19 protein-coding genes are annotated in these 19,937 nt (G+C 55.5%); 5 read left to right on the forward strand and 14 right to left on the reverse strand.

Annotated elements, in window-relative coordinates:
* Nucleotides 1–4: 4 nt before the first annotated feature.
* From QMG93_RS23080 to QMG93_RS23090, 3 genes are all read right to left on the reverse strand, one after another.
* The gene (locus QMG93_RS23080) at nucleotides 5–673 is read right to left on the reverse strand and encodes a methionine ABC transporter permease (RefSeq protein ID WP_281940667.1); all 669 of its coding nucleotides are present in this window, start codon (nucleotides 671–673) and stop codon (nucleotides 5–7) included.
* A complete protein-coding gene (locus QMG93_RS23085) occupies nucleotides 670–1,455 on the reverse strand; it encodes a methionine ABC transporter ATP-binding protein (RefSeq protein WP_281940669.1) in 786 nt (261 codons plus the stop codon). The genes QMG93_RS23080 and QMG93_RS23085 overlap by 4 nt, the downstream gene beginning before the upstream one ends.
* A 307-nt stretch (nucleotides 1,456–1,762) precedes the next feature.
* Nucleotides 1,763–3,775: a serine hydrolase gene (locus QMG93_RS23090; protein WP_281940671.1), complete on the reverse strand. Its 2,013-nt coding sequence runs from the start codon at nucleotides 3,773–3,775 to the stop codon at nucleotides 1,763–1,765.
* Nucleotides 3,776–3,967: 192 nt separating this feature from the next.
* On the opposite strand from QMG93_RS23090, the gene QMG93_RS23095 reads away from it, so the two are divergent.
* Nucleotides 3,968–5,320, forward strand: a complete 1,353-nt coding sequence (locus QMG93_RS23095) for an LLM class flavin-dependent oxidoreductase (protein WP_281940673.1) — start codon at nucleotides 3,968–3,970, stop codon at nucleotides 5,318–5,320.
* Between the two features lie 109 nt (nucleotides 5,321–5,429).
* Here QMG93_RS23095 and QMG93_RS23100 read toward each other — a convergent pair whose 3' ends face one another.
* Nucleotides 5,430–6,083 (reverse strand): deoxynucleoside kinase, encoded by a 654-nt coding sequence (locus tag QMG93_RS23100; RefSeq protein ID WP_108533850.1) that lies wholly within the window; start codon nucleotides 6,081–6,083, stop codon nucleotides 5,430–5,432.
* Nucleotides 6,084–6,258: 175 nt separating this feature from the next.
* Nucleotides 6,259–8,055: a M3 family oligoendopeptidase gene (locus tag QMG93_RS23105; RefSeq protein ID WP_281940677.1), complete on the reverse strand. Its 1,797-nt coding sequence runs from the start codon at nucleotides 8,053–8,055 to the stop codon at nucleotides 6,259–6,261.
* A gap of 214 nt (nucleotides 8,056–8,269) precedes the next feature.
* Between QMG93_RS23105 and QMG93_RS23110 the strand changes: the two genes are divergently transcribed.
* Nucleotides 8,270–8,443, forward strand: a complete 174-nt coding sequence (locus tag QMG93_RS23110; RefSeq protein WP_179223947.1) for a hypothetical protein — start codon at nucleotides 8,270–8,272, stop codon at nucleotides 8,441–8,443.
* Here QMG93_RS23110 and cysC read toward each other — a convergent pair.
* The 6 genes from cysC to QMG93_RS23140 are packed head-to-tail and all read right to left on the reverse strand — an operon-like array spanning nucleotide 8,437 to nucleotide 14,057.
* A complete protein-coding gene (gene cysC / locus QMG93_RS23115) occupies nucleotides 8,437–8,976 on the reverse strand; it encodes an adenylyl-sulfate kinase (RefSeq protein WP_281940682.1) in 540 nt (179 codons plus the stop codon). The two genes, QMG93_RS23110 and cysC, sit on opposite strands and share 7 nt — an antisense overlap.
* Nucleotides 8,964–9,866, reverse strand: coding sequence for an STM4011 family radical SAM protein (locus QMG93_RS23120; RefSeq protein ID WP_281940684.1), 903 nt, complete (start codon nucleotides 9,864–9,866; stop codon nucleotides 8,964–8,966). Before QMG93_RS23120 ends, cysC begins: the two co-directional genes overlap by 13 nt.
* On the reverse strand, nucleotides 9,857–11,203 hold the full coding sequence (locus tag QMG93_RS23125) for an STM4012 family radical SAM protein (RefSeq protein ID WP_281940686.1): 1,347 nt from the start codon (nucleotides 11,201–11,203) through the stop codon (nucleotides 9,857–9,859). The genes QMG93_RS23120 and QMG93_RS23125 overlap by 10 nt, the downstream gene beginning before the upstream one ends.
* A 31-nt stretch (nucleotides 11,204–11,234) precedes the next feature.
* Nucleotides 11,235–12,020 (reverse strand): STM4013/SEN3800 family hydrolase, encoded by a 786-nt coding sequence (locus QMG93_RS23130; protein ID WP_281940688.1) that lies wholly within the window; start codon nucleotides 12,018–12,020, stop codon nucleotides 11,235–11,237.
* A gap of 3 nt (nucleotides 12,021–12,023) precedes the next feature.
* Nucleotides 12,024–13,211 (reverse strand): STM4014 family protein, encoded by a 1,188-nt coding sequence (locus QMG93_RS23135; RefSeq protein WP_281940691.1) that lies wholly within the window; start codon nucleotides 13,209–13,211, stop codon nucleotides 12,024–12,026.
* Entirely contained in the window at nucleotides 13,212–14,057 is an 846-nt protein-coding gene (locus tag QMG93_RS23140) for an STM4015 family protein (RefSeq protein ID WP_281940693.1), read from the reverse strand.
* Nucleotides 14,058–14,281: 224 nt separating this feature from the next.
* Here QMG93_RS23140 and QMG93_RS23145 point away from each other — a divergent pair, with 224 nt between their 5' ends.
* Nucleotides 14,282–14,578 (forward strand): hypothetical protein, encoded by a 297-nt coding sequence (locus QMG93_RS23145; RefSeq protein WP_063188316.1) that lies wholly within the window; start codon nucleotides 14,282–14,284, stop codon nucleotides 14,576–14,578.
* A 106-nt stretch (nucleotides 14,579–14,684) separates the two neighbouring features.
* On the opposite strand, the gene fabF is transcribed toward QMG93_RS23145, so the two are convergent.
* A complete protein-coding gene (fabF, locus tag QMG93_RS23150; protein ID WP_281940696.1) occupies nucleotides 14,685–15,923 on the reverse strand; it encodes a beta-ketoacyl-ACP synthase II in 1,239 nt (412 codons plus the stop codon).
* A 124-nt stretch (nucleotides 15,924–16,047) separates the two neighbouring features.
* Here fabF and QMG93_RS23155 point away from each other — a divergent pair, with 124 nt between their 5' ends.
* Nucleotides 16,048–16,911: a helix-turn-helix transcriptional regulator gene (locus QMG93_RS23155; RefSeq protein ID WP_281940698.1), complete on the forward strand. Its 864-nt coding sequence runs from the start codon at nucleotides 16,048–16,050 to the stop codon at nucleotides 16,909–16,911.
* Nucleotides 16,912–16,968: 57 nt separating this feature from the next.
* Here the strand turns inward: QMG93_RS23155 and QMG93_RS23160 are convergent, their stop codons facing one another.
* Entirely contained in the window at nucleotides 16,969–17,778 is an 810-nt protein-coding gene (locus tag QMG93_RS23160) for an FkbM family methyltransferase (protein ID WP_281940700.1), read from the reverse strand.
* A 109-nt stretch (nucleotides 17,779–17,887) separates the two neighbouring features.
* On the reverse strand, nucleotides 17,888–18,403 hold the full coding sequence (locus QMG93_RS23165) for a DUF6385 domain-containing protein (protein WP_281940702.1): 516 nt from the start codon (nucleotides 18,401–18,403) through the stop codon (nucleotides 17,888–17,890).
* A 169-nt stretch (nucleotides 18,404–18,572) separates the two neighbouring features.
* On the opposite strand from QMG93_RS23165, the gene QMG93_RS23170 reads away from it, so the two are divergent.
* The coding region (locus QMG93_RS23170) for a beta strand repeat-containing protein (RefSeq protein WP_281940704.1) at nucleotides 18,573–19,937 on the forward strand (1,365 nt) is incomplete at its 3' end.

Below are 19,937 nucleotides of genomic sequence, written 5' to 3' on the forward strand. Positions count from 1 at the left end.
GTGTTCAATCCGGCTTATACCGCTTCTTGTCGATCGATTTGGCAATGTAGTCGCCCGACCATTGAATGAGCTGGACCAATACGATGATGAGTAGCACGGTTGCGATCAAGACGTCCTCGCGAAACCTCTGGTACCCGAAGCGGATGGCCAGGCTGCCCAGACCGCCCGCCCCGATCGCGCCGGCCACGGCGGTGAATTCCGTAATCGCAATGATCGCTATTGTCATCGCGCGGACAAGCGCCGGCAGCGCTTCGGGAATGAGCACTCTGAAAATAATCGTCAACGGCGAGGCGCCGACCGCTTTGGCGGCCTCAATCTTGCCCGCGCTCACTTCCTTGAGCGAATTTTCGATCACCCGTCCCAGGAAGGGCGCCGCGCCGATCGAAAGCGACACGATGGCAGCTGTCGGACCGAGCGAGGTGCCGACGATCAACCGTGAGAGAGGCAGCAGCAAAATGATCAGAATAATGAAAGGCAGCGAACGGACGCTGTTGATGACCGCACCGATGATTTTATGCAGTAGCGGCGCTTCCAGGATTCCGCCCTTCTCCGTCACGACAAGTGTAATGCCCAGCGCAATGCCGAGCACGAGCGCGAAAACGGAAGACCAGAGCACCATGTAGACCGTCTCGCCAAGTCCCTGCAGCAGCAGCTCGATCAGATCGTCTCTCATATTCCCGCTCCCACTCCTTCCATCACATATCGGCTGTCGCGGTAATGCTCCAGAATGCGGACGAATCGCCGCGCCGTATCGCTCTCGGGATTCAGGAACAGCTTGTCGACCGGCCCGGTCTCGACGATGCGGCCGCTCTCGATCACCGCCATGGTGCGGCAAATATGCTGCAGCACGTCGAGCTCATGCGTGATCAGGACGACGGTCAGCTTCAGTTGGCGGTTAATGTCCCTCAGCAGCTCCAGAATAGAGTAGGTCGTCTGCGGATCGAGCGCCGACGTCGCTTCGTCGCTGAGCAGCACGTCGGGCTCGTTCACAAGCGCTCTTGCGATGCCGACCCGCTGCTTCTGGCCGCCGCTGAGCTGCGACGGATAGGCGTTCTCTTTATCGCCAAGGCCGACAAGGTCGAGAATTTCGCGGACGCGCCCGCGTATGTACGCTTTCGGATGCCCGGCGACCTGCAGAGGAAACGCGACGTTCTGGTACACCGTCTTCGCATCCAGCAGATTAAACTGTTGAAAAATCATTCCGATTTTTTGCCGCGCTAGCCGCAGCTCCTTCCCGTTCAAATCCGTAATGACCGTGCCCTCGATCTCGATACTGCCGGAATCCGGCTCCTCCAGCCGGTTGAGGCAGCGGATCAACGTTGACTTGCCCGCGCCGCTGAAGCCGATAATGCCGAAGATATCCCCCTTTTCGATCTGCAAGCTGACGTTCTGAAGTGCAGGAAATGCGCCTGACGACGTTTTGTACGATTTGCTAAGATTGCGAATGACGATCATTCCTTCACCTGCTTTTCGGGATAAAAATAAAAAAACCAAGCGTCGCCCCGCAGCCATAGCTCGGGGAAAGCTTAGTTTCCAGTGGACTGGTCAACTAATTGTGCAAGTCGTCGTTTTTAATTCCGACTATACCGATTATATTTATTTAATTTAAAGGATGGACCGGGCGCTGTCAAGAACTTTTAGCAAGGTATCTACGGTGGGGTACGAGCGCCAAAAAGCAGCCGGAGTGCCGGGAATCCGGGGGATCACACCGATGCTGCCGCGATCCGCGGATGCCCTGCTTCCCTCCGGCTGCCTGCTTAACTTAACTGGACAACGCTTTTGCGAACAACGCCGCTGCCTCTTGGCGAAGCATCGGCTGCTGCGACCTGTAGTCGACGGAGTCGTCGGCCGCTTCTTTCACTTCCGGCCCGTACAGGCCAAGCGCGACGATCTGCTTGACGCTGTCGAGCGCCCAAGGATCGGTATGGCCGCTCAGCTTCGCATCTATCGGCGAAGCACCGCCGAGCTGGATCGTCCGCGCCACGATGACTGCTGCCTCCTGGCGGGTGATCGGCTTATCCGGCTCGAAAGCGGACTGGGATGAGCCTTGGATCACCCCGAGCTCATACAGCGTTTGAATCGCTGCCGCCGCCGGGTGATTTTGCGTATCCGCAAAGACCGCCGGCTTTTTGGACAACGTCATAAATAGCAGGCCTGCCGTCTGCGCCGCAAATTCCCCGCGCGTGATCGGCTCCGCCGGGCCAAACGTGCCGTCCGCCTTGCCTTTGGCGAGATTAAGCAGCTGCAAGGTTGAGATGTAGGAGGCGTAGCCGTCCTCTTGACGCACATCCGAGAAAGGCTTCGGCACATTCAGCTTTTTCGAGGTGCTGAGCTCATAGCGGTATTGCAAATACCCGATCGACTTGTCGGCATTCTCTTGGAACACGAGAAGATTACCATCCGCATCTTTGAACAAGCGGTCGTCGATTTGCCTCAGCTCCTGCTTTCCGGTACCCGGCGCTTCCACGATCAGCTTAGCGCCCGGCGCCGCCGTCACTTGCGTGAGGGATGTTTTCGTCCGAAGCTCGCTGTACAGCCCCTCGAATCTTGCAAGCTCCGCCTGCGTCGGCTGCAGGTAAACAACATCCGGCCCCACCGGCTTCGGATAGTAATGGTTCATGAACGCGTTGAACCACTGAACATGCAGATCGGTGCATTTATTGCTCACGATGAATCCGCCCACATTTTGTTCCGGCATCAGCCACATCCACGACGAGAAGCCGCCGATGTTGCCGCCTTTACCGATGATCTTCCGGCCGTTGTAGCTTTTCTTGTTCGCCGTTTCGAAGCCGTAAGTCATCTGCGGCACTTTCGGGTGAATTGCGAGATGAATGCTGTGCATATCGGCCGCGGTCGCATCCTGCAAAATGCGGCTGCCGCCATAGGCACCGTTATTCAGGTGGGCGATCATAAACTTGGCGACATCGGATGCCGTCGCAAACATGCCGCCCTGCGGCAGCTCCGTAGGCGACACCGCGTACGGCGAAAGCGGCTTGCCGTCCGGCCCGTAGTCCGTGGCAAGCTTCGAGCGGACGTCCGGCGTCATGTGGAAGCCGCTGTCCTTCATGCCAAGTGGCTTGAACAGCTGTTCGTCCATATATTGATGGAACGGCTTGCCCGATACGTTCTGTACGATAAACCCCTGCAGCATGGAAGCGAAATTATCGTAATTGTACGATTCTCCGGGCTTCCGCACGACGGTCGGCATGTTCTCGGCGATGTAATCCTTGAGCGGCACATATCTGTCGAGGTCCGGGCTCATATCCCCCGGCTTCGGTTCGGTGAAATCGAAACCGGTCGTATGCGTCAGCAGATGCTTCATCGTAACCGGCTCTTGAAACCGGCTGTCGATGCGCAGGCCGTCCATATAGGTTTGCATGTCCTGATCCAAATCGATTTTCCCCTGCTCGACAAGCTGCATAACAGCGGTAGCGGTAAACGCTTTGGACACGGACCCGATGCGGAACACCGTCCCCTCGGGATCGACAGTCTGCTTTTTCTCGACATCGGCGAAGCCGTAGCCTTTTTGCAGCAGCACTTTGCCGTCCTTGACAATGACGATGGCGGCGCCAGGGACGCCGAGGTCCGCACGGTTAAAGAACGAGTCGGCGAACGCTTCGACCTCCTTCGCATCGGACGGTCCTTGTGCGGGGGCATCGTCCGGCGAAATGGAGACGGCAGAGGCGGCGGAAGCGGTGAAGCTGACAAGCAAGGCCGCAGACAGTACGGCGGACAGCTTGGTTGAACGAGGCAGGGCATTCACGGTTAACGTCATTCCTCTCGCTTGTAAATTATTTCCTTGCACTTGATCATAAACCATCGGGCGGGAAATAAATTCTGACAAACGGCTGGGGAGTGGCTGGACTTTAGACCGGGATGCAAGGAGGAATTGACGGCGTTCCAAGATCATGCTAAATTATAACAAATTAAATCCATTGATTAACTCGGATATATGGAGGTATGGCTTGTGACCCGAACAAGACAAATCAAACTGTCCGCCTATTTGGTCGGCACCGGCATGCATGTCGCTTCGTGGCGGCATCCCCAAGCTCAACCCGATGCGAGTATCGACATCGATTATTACAAGCGTCTCGCACAGCTTGCCGAACGCGGAAAATTCGATATCGCCTTTATCGCCGACAGCCTCGCGATCAACGAAGCGTCCCATCCGAATATTTTGAACCGCTACGAACCGATCACGCTCATTACCGCGCTGGCGGGCGCTACTTCGAAGATCGGCGTCGTCGCCACCGCCTCCACCTCGTACATCGAGCCGTTCAATCTGGCCCGCCTCTTCATGTCCGCCGATCATATCAGCAAAGGCCGGGTCGGCTGGAATATCGTCACGACCCGGGACCTGTCCGGAAATACGGCGCTCAATTTCGGAGGCAAGGAGCATTACGAACACTCGCTGCGCTATAAGCGCGCGGAGGAGTTCCTCGAAGTCGTCAAAGGACTATGGGATTCGTGGGAGGACGACGCTTTTATCCGCGATAAGGAGACCGGACAGTTTTTCGACCGGGGCAAGCTGCACCGCATCAACCATCATGGCGAGTTTTTTGCCGTGCAAGGTCCGCTCAACATCGGCCGGTCCCCGCAGGGCCATCCCGTCCTCGTGCAGGCCGGCAATTCCGAATCCGGGCAAAGCTTTGCCGCAGGCACGGCGGAAGTCGTGTTTTCCATCAAATACGATATCGACGATGCGAAGCAGTTTTATCGTTCCTTCAAGAGCAAGGTCACCGCTGCGGGCAGGTCGGCCGACGACGTGTACATTTTGCAGGGCATTTCTCCGGTCATCGCCGAAACGGAGGAAGCGGCGAAGCGGAAGCTGAAGCAGTTGGAATCCTGCATTACCGAGGAGACGGGTATCGGCTTTTTGTCCGACTATTTCAAAAGCGTCGATTTTACGGGAGCCACTCTCGATTCGAGAGCGGCGGACTTTGGGCTGGATCGGCTGCCGGAGACGAAATCCGATTATATCAAGCACCGGCCCGTCATTGCGCGGGAAAATCCTACGCTGCGGGAGGTTTTTTCCTTGCTGACCGGCTCGTTCAGCAGCGAGCACTTCGTCGGCACGCCGGAGAAAATTGCCGATACGCTGGAAACCTGGTTTAAGGAAAAAGCCGCCGACGGCTTTATGCTGATGGCTCCCCTGCTTCCGCAAGGCTTGGAGGATTTCGTGGAGCACGTCGTGCCCCTGCTGCAGCAAAGAGGGCTGTTCCGTACGGAATACGAGGGCTGTACGCTGAGAGACCATTTTCGCCTGCCGAAGCCGCAGAATCGGTTCGCCGCCGCCAGAGCGGAGCAGGCGCAGCTTTAGCTTGCATGATGAAGAGCAAAAGACCGGACCCCTTCGCCTGCGAAGGAGTTCCGGTCTTTCGTTTATACGGATGGTACCCGTCATCTTATCGGACGAGGCGATCATCCGTTTACATTTGCAACACGCTGAGCTTGTCCTTCACCTGCTCGACCAGCTTCCGGGCATCTTCTTCATTGTTCACCACGTCGGTCAGGTCCATATCAACGATTAACACGTCGGACTGATTATAATACTTCATCAACCACTCGTCGTACCCTTTCCACAAATACCGGTAATACTCAATAAGCGATTCGTCCTGCTCGAAATCGCGCCCGCGCAGCGAAATACGCCGCAGCACCGTCTCGAACGAGCCTTTCAAATAAACCATCAGATCGGGAGCTTTCTTCGGCAGCTCCTCCAGCTCTTCGAGCATATTGTTCGCAAGATTCTCGTACACTTGGAACTCCAGATCGTTGATGCGTCCGAGCTCGCGGTTTACTTTTGCAAAATACCAATCTTCGTAGATGCTCCGGTCCAAAACGTTGCGGTTCCTCCGCAGCGCCTTCTTAATCGACTTAAACCGGCTGTCCAGAAAGTATAACTGAAGTAAAAACGGGTACCGGTGCTTCTCGATCTCTTCCTTCGATGCCGTATAGAAAAGCGGCAAAATCGGATTATCGTCCACGCTCTCGTAAAATACTTCCGATCCGAGCTCCCGCCCAAGCAATTCGGCTACGGACGTTTTCCCCAGACCGATCATCCCCCCGACAACAATCACTGACATTGTCCCCTTTCTCCTTACGCCGCTTCTGTGAAGCTTATCATTTTAACAATGCTCATTCATGGCTTAAAACAACTGCTCTATTATAGCAGGAAAGCCCGGTTTTGTCTCAATTTACGATAAACGGGTCGCGTTCGCATCAAAAGAAAGAAGCGGTCATGGCGACCGCTTCCGTAGCTTAGCCTTCTTCCGTTAAAGCGAGGAACTGCTTCACGTCTTCGATGGAAAGATCGACCGCCTGCTGCCAAAACTCCGGCTGCTCCAAGTCCACTCCCAAGTGCTTGCTCGCCAACTGCTCGACCGTCAGGCGGCCGGTATCCTGCAGCAAAGCAATGTACTTCGCTTCGAACGATTCGCCTTCCCGACGCGCACGCGAGTAGATGCCCGAGGAAAACAGGAAGCCGAACGTGTACGGGAAGTTGTAGAACGGCACGGAGGTCCGGTAAAAGTGCGATTTCGCCGCCCAGAAATGCGGGTGGTACTCGCTCAGAGCGCCGCAGAACGCGTCCTTTTGAGCCTCGATCATCAGCTCGTTCAACCGGTCCGGATCGACGAGTCCGGACTTGCGCTCTTCGTAGAACCGCGTCTCGAACAGGAAGCGCGTATGAATATCCATGAAAAAGGTGACGGCCCGCTGAATTTTATCATTCAGCAGGAGCAGCTTGTGCTCCCGTGTATCCGCCTGCTTCAGCGCAGCGTCGCTGACGATCAATTCGGCAAAGGTCGAAGCCGTCTCCGCCACGTTCATCGCATACCGCTGCGTCATCGGCGGAAGCTCGTTCATCACGTGCTGGTGAAACGCATGGCCGAGCTCGTGCGCCAGCGTCGACAGGTTCCCCGTCCCGGAGTAAGTCATGAAGATCCGGCTCTGCTTGCTGATCGGGAACGAGGTGCAAAAGCCTCCGGGCCGTTTGCCCGGGCGGTCCTCCGCCTCCACCCAACGCTCCTCGAATGCACGCACGGTAAAGTCGGCGAGCTGCGGCAAGAACAGTCGGAACTGCTCCTCGATCATCACGGCAGCCTCGTCGTAAGAGACGTCCGTGTCCTTGCCCTCAAGCGGCGCATGCAGATCGGACCAGGCTAGGCGCTCCACGCCCATCAGCTTGGCAACCCGCTCCAGATAAGCGATAAATACCGGCTTGTTCTTCTCAATCACATCCCACATCGTTTGCAGCGTTTTGTTGGTCATCCGGTTGTTTTGCAGCGGCTCGCGGATCACCGAATCCCAACCCCGGTGCTTGTACAGTTGAAGACGGAAGCCTGCAATCCGGTTCAGCGCATCGGCGCAAAAATCTTCCTGGGCCGTCCACATCTCTTCCCATTGCCGGAACAAGCGCTCCCGTTTCTCCCGATCCGGTTCTTTGAGCATTTGGTTGAAAAACTGCCCGGCCGAGAGCATGGCAGTATTCCCGTCTTTCTCGTAGGGAAGCTGGATTTGCTTCACGATCGTACTATACAAGGCGCTCCAGCCATGATAGCCGTCTACGGCGAGGTCGTTCACCAACGTTTCCTGTTCCAGCGGCAGCTTGTCTCTCACTTGCGTCCGGCGTTCCTCCAGATTGAAGGCGAGCTCGGCCATCGCTCCGCTGCCGACCCATTTTGCAAAGGCGGTGTCCGGCATCTCTGCAAGCAGCACGTCGAAGCACGTCATGGCGGACTGGTAGTTTGCCTGAATGCCGTCCAACCGGCCGCCAAGCCGAACGGCGCCCCGGTCCGCCTGGTTCTGCGCGGACAAGCAGACGATAAAGGCGGCCGCTTGACGCAGCCGTGTTTGCAAGTCCTGCAGCCGCTCCACAAAGCTCTGCAAAGCAGCGACAGCTTCTGCGGTCTGCGGCGACGGCAAAGCGTCCAACTCGCTGCGGAAGCGGTTCGTGTCGGCTTCAAGCGCGTTCATATATTGCGCAAATTCGGGAGAGTCGCTGCCTCCCGGAAAGAATACGTCCAGATCCCAAGTTTGCTGCAAAGGTCGGTTCATTCAAGGGAACCCCTTTCAGATTGAGTGTATGTAAACGAATAGTAACGCGAAAAAAAGCGCACTTCATGTTATTCTACAAACGGTCAATTACCCCTTCCCGAAACCCTCAATTCGGCTGAGCGCCGCGTTGCCCGGCCGGCCTGGCCTGAAAGCGGAGAACGTCTACGAATGATTTTAGAAAACAACGGCTTGAGGCAGAACGCGAGGACATACCATGAGATTCGTAACGAAAACGAGATTGGACCGTCTTCAGACGCTCCTCCGATCCATTGCTGACGAGCAGCAGCAAAAAGAAGCCCTGCATCTTCTGGAATCGCTCAAACGGGATATCGATGAAAACTATGCGGAAATCCGCAGACCGATCCGCATTTATGAGAAAAATCAATGACCGTCCAACGCGTGCAGCGCCAGCATAATTTTCTCCACGTTATGCGTCAGGGAATGCTCATCCGTATGAATCGTAAGCTCCGCATGCTCCGGTGGTTCGTAGACGTCGGATAATCCGGTAAAATTCGGAATAAGCCCGAGCCGCGCCTTGGCATACAACCCTTTGACGTCCCGCCGCTCGCATACCTCTAGCGGGCACTCAACATAAATTTCCATATACCGCGGCAGCACCGACCTCGCGTACGCTCTCATGCTGCGGTACGGCGTGATGGCCGACACGAGCACGATTGCGCCGCTATCGGCGTGCGTTTTCGCAAGCTCGACAATCCGGCGGATATGCTCAAGCCGGTCGGCGGGGGTGAAGCCCAGATCGCTTGATAGCGTCTTGCGCAGCTCGTCTCCGTCCAGCCATTCGACCCGTCGTCCCTGTTCGCGCAGAACGGATGCCGCCTCCCGCGCCGTCGTCGTCTTCCCCGAGCCGGACAGACCGGTAAACCAGAGGACAGCGCCTTCCCTATCGTTCAAAGGCCGCATGGCGACCCCTCCTTCCCGGCATATCGCGCATCCACACTGGGAACCCGTTCCAATATACCTTTTCCATAAATCGACTCCATCGACAACTCCGGCATATGCACGTAGCCGATGTAACAGCCGCACGTTTTCATCCGGCACGGTCTCTCCGCGGACAACCGTTTCAAGCCGTCGCGGTACAAATGCCCGATCACTCCACGATCCTTATAGCAGCGCTTGACCAGCCCCGAGCCCGTAACGAAAAACACGCGGCTTCCCGTTGCGCAGGGCTTCCCCATACTGTCATAATCCCGCGTGTTCCACTCGAAATAAGGGTCGATTTCGCGAAAGGCCGCTATCTCTTTGGGCGAATAGTACGCCGGCTGGTCTTTGTACGCGTTCACCCACAAATAAACCTCTCGAGGCAATGCACGGCGCAGCGAACGGATCGGCTCAAGATAGCTTTTGATCCCGACGGAGCCGACGCTGAAGGAAATCCCTTTGTCGAAAAGCTGCGCGCACTGGGCCAGAAACGACGCTTCGCTCGTTTGACCGGGATGGTATGTGACCCAGAACGCCGCCTTTTCCTTGTTCAGCGCATTCGTCCAATCCAGCTTGACGGACAAGTTCGTCTGGATCGCTACTTTGTCGACGTGCTCCAGATGAGACAGCTCCGTTAACGCCTCGCGGTACCACCGGTGGACGAGCGCCTCGCCGTACGGATTGAAGAAGAGGGACAGACGCCAGCCGTCCGCCCCCTGCTCCCGAACCCATGCCACAAACCGCTCCAGCTGCGCCTTGTCCTTTGCCAGCGTCTCGCGGCTGTCCGTCGTTTTGCTGAACGGGCAATACGGACAATCGTAGTTGCAGGAGGATAACGCGCCGCGGTAATACAACGTCGTGCTTACACACATACGTATTCCTCCATCCGCTCCCTGACCTCCGGCGAGATCAGCCAGTCGCCGATCGCATCGGAATAGGCCATGCCTTCGTCCGTCAGGCGCATCGTACCGTCCTCCAGGACGGCAAAACCGGCAGCCAGCAGCCGCTTCAGTTCGGGACTATCGTCAAACGGATCGCTGCCGAATCTCGCTTCATAAGCGCTCGGCTCCAGCCCTTCGCGGTGGAGCAGCGACTTGATGACGAATCGGCGTTGCTGCTCGGCTAGGTTCAAGACGAAACCATAATCGGCCGTATCGTAGCTTGACGCGGAGACGTAGTCAGCGATAATGCTTTGAGTCGCCTTGTAGCTTACGCCGTAGCGGGAGGCATAATGCACCTCTCTCGTGTACGAACGCGCGCCGCAGCCGAGACCAACCATCCCTTCCTCCTGACAGCCGTAAGGCAGCAGGTTCTTCCCGGACTTCGCGTCCGGCTTGGCGAAACGACGCATCGAGAACGCCTCGTAGCCCCTCTCCTTCAAACGCTCGTAAGCGGCTCGGTACATATCTATCCGATGATCCTGTCCTCTGCGGCGCAGTTCCTCCGGCTTCAAGATCGTGTTCTCGCGCGTATATAGCGGGTAAATGAAAACTTCCTCCGGATCGTATTCCAGCGCCCGATCCAGCGAATACAGCCACGTCTCCACCGTCTGGCCGGGCAACCCGTAAATCAAATCGAGATTGAGCACGGCAAAGTCGTGCCGTTTCAGCACTTCCAGCGCGCGCATCACTTCACCCGGCTTTTGCGGGCGGTAAATCGCAGCGGCTTCGGCTTCGATGAAGCTTTGAATGCCCATGCTCACCCGGTCGACCTTCCGCTCATTCAGCAGCTTCATTCGCGCATCGGTCACGGTATCCGGGGACGTCTCGACGGAGATCGAGGCACGGTCGGGATCGAGCCCCATCACCTGCTCCGCGATATCGAACAAACGTTCGAGAAGCCGCTCGTTCAGCAGCGTCGGCGTCCCGCCGCCGATCGCAAAGCGAGAGAACGGTCGATGGGCCACCATAGGTGCCCACTGCCTCGCCTGACGCTCCAATGCAGCGACATACTGCTCGTGCGCGTCGGCGCTCCGGTCGGGCAGCGTAAACAGATTGCAGAACCCGCACCGGGCCGCGCAGAACGGAATGTGCATATATAAAAAGAACGACTCCCCACTCTCCCGCTTCCACAGCTCTTGCAGCGGCAGCGGCGGATTCAGTTCGCGATAGGCCGTTTTATGCGGATAGGAGTACAAGTAAGACCGGTATGGCGATGCGGCGATTTGCTCCGACCAACGCCGGACGTCTTCTGATTCCCGGAATTCCACTTGATGTCCCTCCTTTTGGTAACTGTTATGTCTATAGAATAAATTCCCGGTACGGCACGTTCCATACAACCTCGTGCGCTAATCGGTGCCCGTGATACCCGTCTTCGCCGTAAGCGGTCCCATGGTCGGAGCAGACGATGCAGAACGTCTTGCCTCGCGCGCGCATCGCTTCGAACAGCCTTCCGAGCTGTCCGTCCACATAGCGCAGCGCTGCCCGTTGGGTATCAACGGAATCGCGTTTTGCTCCCGGCACGAAATAATGGTTCGGACCGTGGATGGCACTCACGTTCATGAAGAGAAACAAACGTTGGCCCGGGTCTGCCGAGCCGATCAGCTTCAGCGCATGGTTCACCTGATGCTCGGTAGAGCGCGGATTCGTTACGCCGAACGTCTGACGCCAGTAGCTCTCCTGAAAATACGACGGAAGCACTTTCGCCAGCGGCACTTTTTTTGTAAAAAAAATGACGCCGCCGATGCAGATCGTGCGGTATCCTTCCCCGGCAAGGCCGGAGACGATGTCGGGCGTATCGAACAACCACGTGTTCGGATTGGTCGGCAGTCCCGTATTTTTCGAGTGAAACAGCCGGACATGGCTAGCTTTGTCCGTATTGGCGGGCGTCGGCAAAAAACCGCCGAAAAATGCGTGGTGCGCGGCATACGTAAAGCTGCCCGGCGTATGACGCTTTTCCCAGCCGCCCGTGCCGCACAGATTGGGGCAGTTCTCTTCCTCCAGCTTCGCCACGTCGTAGCGCAGCGTGTCAAGCGTCACAAACAAAATGTCGTGGGTGCCGACAATGTCGTTCATATTGATGGTCATACTTCATTCATCCTTTAACATGCGGGTCATTTGCCATTCGTAGGTATCCATGCCTTCGTAACGAACGTTCAGCAGCAGATCGCCGAACGGATTGATATCGACGATATAAGGACGCAAGGCGCCTTTGGCGAGAAGCACGTCGATCCCTGCCACAGCGGAACGCGGGAACAGCGAAGCAACCTGCTTCCCGGCCTCTGCTACCGCCTGAACGGTGGCCGCGGACAGCCCGAGCTCCTCCAGCCCGACCCGCTCGTTGCGCAGGTGCAGGTTCGTGATCGGCGTGCGGCTGAGCCGGGCAATCCGGTGACACGCTTCGCCGCCGACGACGAGTTGGCGGACATCGAATGCCCGGCCGTCGTGCGATGCTTTCTGCACCCACTGCTCGACGTGCATGCCTTGAGCGCCCAGCCAATTGATGATTTCGCGGATGATCTGGCGCTCCCGGTATCTGCGAATACGGCGCGAATTGTAGTATACCCGCTCGTACCCATGGCGCTCGAAGCCGATCGTCGTGTCGGCCAGTTCCGCACCGGTAGACGGGTTAATCTGGTAAGCCAGCACCCCGGAGGCCGAGGAGCCGAACGCCAGCTTGACGAATACGCGCCGCATGCCGGTCCGCTCCATCGCTTCGCGGAGCTGCTCGTAGCCCCGGATAGAACCAGCCTCCCCCGGAGCCGGGGGAACCCGTACGCCTTGGGAGCTGAGCAGCCTATGGCAGCGGCGCTTGTCGAACATGACCGCGATTTCCCGCGGATCGTTCGTCCAGCGCGCTTCCGGCGCCGTTTCGGCCAAGTCGGCACGAAGCCTGGACAGCATCCGGCAAAAGCCGCGGAACCATTGCGATGGATAGTAGATGCGTCCCGGTTGTTCGGGCAGATTCCGGGCTGCTTGCGCCGAGATGACCGGCATTGGGAGAAACTCCGGCAACGGGAACAACTCGTCCGCTTGCCCGCCGTCGGCCGCACCGAGCGCGATCAGCTCGCGCTCCACCGGGAAATGCTCCCCGGGCGAGTCCAGCCGTACTAGGACAGGCTCGCCGCCCGTGATTTCCCGCCACCGAACGCGTCCCTGCAGCAGATCGAGATACGACACGATCGTCGCCGGGGGCATCCCGAGCCTCCGGCGTGCTTCCTGCAGCATCGTCGTTCTCCGGTTGCCTGGATTCCCAACAACAATCAGCGGACGGGCCATTTACTCCGTGACCGCCGGGTAACGCCAGTCGTCTTCATCGTCGCTCTGCTGCTGGTCGCTGACATCGACGGACATGCCCGACGTTTGCCAGCGTTTTACCATCTCGTCCGACATATAGTGATAGTTCAGATCGAGGAACGAAAGCTTCCGGACACGTTCGCTCGCCAGCAGCGCTTCGGCTCCTTTGTCGCTAAGGGTTCCCTGCGATAAATCGAGCGTATGCAATTGATCGAGGATCGGCGAATTCGCAATCTCAATCGCGATTTCGTCTTGAATCTCGCTATCTTTCAGACCGAGATAAGTCAATTTGGGAAAGCGTCCCGGTTCCATGAGCGGTTTAACATCCTCCAGACCGCCGTCAAAACCGTAATTATCTACACCGAGATAAAGCTCCAGCTTTCTCAGCTCCGGCAGCTCGGCGTCGCGAATATCGGCGAGCACTTCCTTGCTCAGGCCGCCACAGATAATTACCAACTCTTCCAACCGTTCGTGCTTCAACGGCTTTAAGGACAAGCCGGTGCTACCTTGAATACAGAACGAGGTAAGCTGCGGAAACGCCTCTAGCAGCGGAGTCAGATTCGTCTGCGTGATCCACGATATTTCGCATTCCTCCGAATCCATGTCACCGATAAACAGCTTGCGCAATGCCGGGAAAGCGTCCTTATGCCCGATCAATGTATCCATGAATGTATCGGGACCATCTTCATAGGCCTGTCCCCACGAGCCGATCGTCAGCTCTACGACCTCCAGGCTCTCAGGTTTCGCAGCCAACTGCTCGATCAACTGCTCCATGCGCGTTCCCTCTTCGTATTCGTCGTAGCCGACTTCCAAACGGATTTCTGTCATCGATAATCCTCCCCACATTCTGCCATACTCTTTTTCTAAACTATCATCCGGTTTTGGTTTCGTCAATCCGAACAAGCTGTGCGTCATGTCGGAGATACGGGATCAAGAGACAATTCTATTAACTTAAGAGAATTTTCTGTAAATTGTATTGACTACGAACAAATGTTTGGTATAATAAATTTCAAGAACGCATGTTCCTATTTCCTGAGAGGAGTGTAGATACGATGGTGACGAATGTTAGATTTATCGAACGGGACTATTACAAAAATGTCATTGCCGAAAATGGAGAGCAGTTGAGCGAGCAGCAGATCGAAAAAATTTTGGACGCGTCCGAACCGTTCTGGGCCGATCTTACTTTTAAATTTTTCGAAAACGGATCGATGATCATTATCGATAACCATACCGAGCTACAAGTTCCTCTCAGCAGCCTGAATGAAGCGGCATGCGAGTTTTACGCCCAGCAGCGAATCAAAATGATTAAAGCCAAGCTTAGAAATCAGAAAATTACGGAAGCTTCCTAAACAAAGATTAAAATACAAAAGTCCGCGCGGTCTCCGGGGTTGTCCCTTCGTTCCGCAACGGACCTTTATGTTGGTGATTTTTACAACTTATTATGCTTGTACTAAGTTACTCCGCAAAGGCCTTTAACACGATGACCGCATTGTGCCCGCCGAACCCGAAGGAGTTCGATATGCCGATCTTCAGTTTGGCTTGACGCGCTTCATCCGGTACATAGTCCAAATCGCAATCCGGGTCCGGCTGCTCCAGATTAATCGTCGGAGGAATGATTCCTAGCTCCAGGCTCTTGGCCAGAGCAATGGCTTCTACCCCGCCGGCTGCTCCGAACATGTGACCGATCATGGACTTGTTGGCGGTCACCGGAATCCGGTAGGCATGTTCGCCGAACAGCTTCTTGATCGCCATCGTTTCGGACTTGTCCCCCAGTTCCGTACTTGTCGCGTGCGCGCTGATAACATCCACTTCCTCGGGGTTCACAGCCGCTTCGCGAAGCGCCGATCTCATGGCCTGGTAAGCCCCGATCCCCTCCGGGTGGGTGGCGACGATGTGATAGGCATCGGAGCTGGCTCCGTAACCGATCACCTCAGCGTAGATTCGAGCGTTCCGACGCTGTGCATGGGAGAGCGATTCCAGCACCACAATGCCTGCACCCTCGGCCATGACGAACCCGTCCCGACCCGCATCGAACGGACGGCTTGCTCTGGCAGGCTCGTCGTTTCGGCCGGACAAAGCGGTAGCGTTGCCGAAGCTGGCAAGCGATATTTCCGTCACGGCGGCTTCCGCACCACCGGCAATGATCGCGTCCGCGCCGCCCGCCCGAATGAGCCGGAATGCTTCGCCGATGGCCGTATTTCCTATAGAGCATGCCGTTACCGGAGACAGGGTTGGGCCCAAAGCTCCGAATTTTATACTGATCATCGCTGCAGCCATATTCGATATCATCATCGGTACTAGCGTCGGACTGACCCGTTCCGGTCCCCGATCACGAAGAATAGCGTCCTGTTCGAGCAACGTTTGAATACCTCCGATGCCGGAGCCTACATATACGCCCAGCCTTTCCCGATCGATTTCGCCAAGCGATAAACCTGAATCCTCCAACGCCTGATCCGCAGCAGCCAAAGCAAACTGACAAAACCGATCCATCCGCCGCGCTTCTTTGCGGCCAAACCGAGCTTCCGCATCAAATTCCCGGACACTCCCCGCAATTTTCGTTTTAAAGCGGGACGTGTCGAACGTATCGATCCGGCTTATCCCCGATTCCCCCCGGCACAAACGATCCCAAAAGGTTTCCACTTCATTCCCAAGCGGCGAAATAACACCCATCCCCGTTAACACGACTCGTTCCATCGTAGTTCCTTCCTTTCGTTCATCGGTTAAGTCCTATGTTGTCACAGGTGTCATCCTATTACAAGTTGCAGTTTATTATAGTATAATAACTACTATGTTAACGAAACCAAAAGGCGGAATCGAGATGAATCATCAAACGAGGCTTCAGGCGTTATCGGCTTTTTTAAAGGCACAGCGGGCCAAACTGCTCCCGCAAACGGTCGGTCTTCCGGTCGGAACTCGCAGACGTACCCCGGGTTTGAGACGTGAGGAAGTCGCCCAACTTGCCGGGGTCAGCCCTACGTGGTACACATGGCTGGAGCAAGGACGGGATATTAAAGTATCCAAATCGGTCCTGGACTGCGTCGCCACCGCCCTGCAATTAACGGTGGACGAGCGGAAATATTTGTTTTCGCTTGCGCTGGAAACCGGGGCGGGCGCCCATACGCTGATAGAAGATCTGCCCGAGATCAGCCCTTCGTTGAGACGAATTTTGCAGGAACTGCGCTTTTGTCCGACCATTATCTCCGACCGCCGCTGCCATATTGTCGGCTGGAACGAAGCAGCTTCGCACGTGTTCCTCGACTTCCAACATATTCCTGTTGAACAGCGGAATATGATCCGGCTGCTTTTTACACAAAAAGAATTCCAACGTCTCGCTGTCAACTGGGAGCATTTTGTCCGCGGTTTTCTCGCTATTTTCCGGGCGTATTACGGGCAATACGTTGAGGACGAATGGTACGGGCGTTTTCTTGCGGAGATGAAAGAGGTTCACCCGGATTTTGACCGGCTGTGGGAGCAAAGCGAGGTCAGCTCGGCCCCGGAGGTGTTAATCGAATTCAGGCATGCCAAAGCGGGCAAGATGCTGTTTCACCTTACCTCGCTGCAGGTACAAGGGAGCTCCGACCTGCGGTGCAGCATATATACTCCTGCACCCGATTCCTCAACGGAATCGAAGCTGAAGCAGCTGATGGAGCGCAGTGTAAGCTCCCCCGATCGTTCGGATTGAGCCGATTCGGCGGCTGCGAGCATGGTTTCCCGCTCGCCGCCCTCCCCTTTCCAAGCCTTACTCCTGACGTGCTACGGACATAAGGACAGTTTCCGTTTCCCCATGGGCGAAAAGCTCGGCGAGGCTGGCCTCTACAGTCAAGCCTTCGTTGGTGATTTTATAGAACCGGGCTGCGAAGCGCTCGCGATACGTCCCGAGCAAGCGGTGAAATTCGTCCCAATGCCCGCTCAGCATTAGCGGGTTCAGTTCGAAAGCCACTTTGCCGACAGCTTGCCGTTCCAGCAGCGCCTCCATCCCAAGAAAGGCGTGATACTCCCCTCCTTCAATGTCCATTTTAATAAAATCGATATAATCGAAATTCCCCTCGTTCGCATCCAGCTTCTCCGTCACGACCTCTTCTTCCTGCATGACATCATTGGCAAAGTAATCAAAATATTGTTCGCCGGGTTTCACCAAGGAGCTTGAACCCGTATACAGCTCGCTGTAATAAAACGTCTTGGAGCTAGGTGTATCGGAGATAGCCTTTTGGAGCGCCGTTACCCGCTTCTTGGCAAATAACATATTCATCGCGACATTGTCCCGCAGCAGTCCATAGTTTTTCCTGCCTGCTTCATAAGCCAGAACCTTCCCCTGCTCGCCGACGAGCAGCCCCATCAGAACGGTAAAATAACCGATATTCGCCCCAACATCGATCACCTTGTGACCCGGTTTCACATTCAGAAGTATGTAGTTGGTTAAAGCAACGTCGAACACCCCGCTGCCTACAAGCTGCGGAGTCAAGCTCACATCGTCGGCAAAGGAGTAAAGGAGCCCTCCCCACACCGGAAAGACCAGCATCCGATTTTTTCCCACATATGTCCCTTTCATTCTTCACCGCCTTTTTACCGCTGGAAAGCACGTAATCTCGATCAATCATTATTTATGTTTGGGCCCCCTTAAACAGAACCTTAAACAGGCTCTTTCAAGGGGGCTTCCCTTATTCGCTTGGATTGGTACACCGGTAGGTTTGGGCTTGAAAAAACAGTCTGACATGTGCCTTAACATTAGGTGATGGATTGACAAAAGCAAGCCTCGTATACTTTGCAAATCGTTTAGGAACGATAATTTGAGTTTCGAAAGGTTTGATGGTTTGAGTGAAATCTTCGAACGTATGCACCCGGTCCGGACTTTCTTCTATTACAAGGTTCAGAGTGGTCTCGCTCTGGTTCACGACGATGAACGAGTACGTCACAAAGATGGATGTATCGAAAAAGGGAGAGCGGACAACGGAATCCGTTATGACCAAGTCAAGTTTGCTATTTTCGAAGGCAACGCAGGATTCTTCACGATCGAGCACTTCAAAAAGCTCCTCGAACTCGCCCTGATTAAATAAAGGCGGTTGTTCTGGCTGGGAAATTGGTTCCTTTATGATACGGACCGCTTTATCGGATACGGATCGCTTTTTGATTCGCTTTACTGCAAGTTTGGGCGAATGGATTCGCTTCTGTCTCATCGGCCTCTTCCCTTCCTTGGTAACCGAATATTCCGTATTTCCAGTGGAAAAGCACTTTTTCGATTTGTTTCGGCATACAATATTTGTATTCATTTCGGAAAAGCGGTGCTCTAAGGCAGTTATCCAAATTATTTTTTGAAAGAATATTGCGGGCTAAGGGTGATAAGCAGTGCCAAACTTTAATGTGTTTAACCTCAACCCCAACGATTTGCGAATTTTGATCTTCGGACAGGATGCGACAGGAACCGCTCGCCCCATAAAAACCGACTCCGGCGGGTCAATTCTCAACATTCCTATTGGCGGAACGCTCGACGTCATTCAACACGTCACAGCAGCAACGATCGTGGCGGGAACGATTAATGCCATTACCGGCACAATAACTGCGGTCGTGCCGTCTACGACAGTAACCGGCGGAACCCTAACGACCATTGAATCGGTACTGGGTGCCACGGTTACCGCAGGAACATTAACCACCGTCGAGTCTGTGCTTGGGACGACGATAACAGCGGGGACTGTAAGTGCAACAATTCTGGGGGGAACAGTCGGTGCCACGATGCTGGGCGGGACGCTGACAAACCTGCTGGATGGCACCCTTACCAACGTTCTTGGCGCGACGATTACGGCGGGAACATTGACTGCTGTTGAATCCATACTTGGAGCAACCATTACCGGTGGTACCATTAGTGCCATTACCGGGACAATTACAGCCGTCGTACCTTCCGTTACGATATCGGGCGGAACGATTTCGGTAGTGGAGTCTGTTCTTGGCGCAACTGTCACAGGTGGGACGGTCAGTACTACTATTCTCGGCGGTACCGTCGGTGCCACGATGCTGGGCGGAACTATCGATAATCTGCTCAACGGTACCATCACCAGTGTGCTCGGCGCTACCATCACTGCAGGGACTTTGACCACCGTTGGTTCTGTGCTTGGAACAACTATCACTGGGGGTACGCTTAATGCGATTTTAGGCACCCTTACTGCGGTTGTGCCTTCTGTCACCATTACCGGCGGGACACTGACGGTAGTTGGATCTGTGCTTGGAGCCACTATCACTGCAGGAACACTTAGTGCAACAATTGTGGGCGGTACCGTCAGCGCGACAATCTTAGGAGGGACCGTCGGCGCTACCTTGCTTGGCGGGACTATCGACAATCTGCTCAACGGCACCATTACTAGTGTGCTCGGAGCCACTATCACTGCAGGCACCTTGACTACCGTCGGTTTTGTTTTGGGTGCGACTATTACAGCAGGAGCTATTAGCGCCACCATTCTCGGCGGGACCGTAAGCGCAACGCTCCTCGGAGGTACAGTCAGTTCCACGCTAGTTGGTGGGACTATCGACAATCTGCTTAACGGCACTATTACCAGCGTGCTCGGGGCTACCATCACTGCGGGGACCTTGACTACTGTTGGATCCGTACTGGGAGCCACAATTACAGCAGGAACTATTAGCACCACCATTCTTGGCGGTACCGTCAGTGCCACGATTCTCGGAGGTGCGGTCGGCGCTACACTGCTGGGCGGAACTATT

The organism is Paenibacillus tyrphae, from assembly GCF_027925525.1.
Lineage (GTDB): Bacteria > Bacillota > Bacilli > Paenibacillales > NBRC-103111 > Paenibacillus_G > Paenibacillus_G tyrfis_B.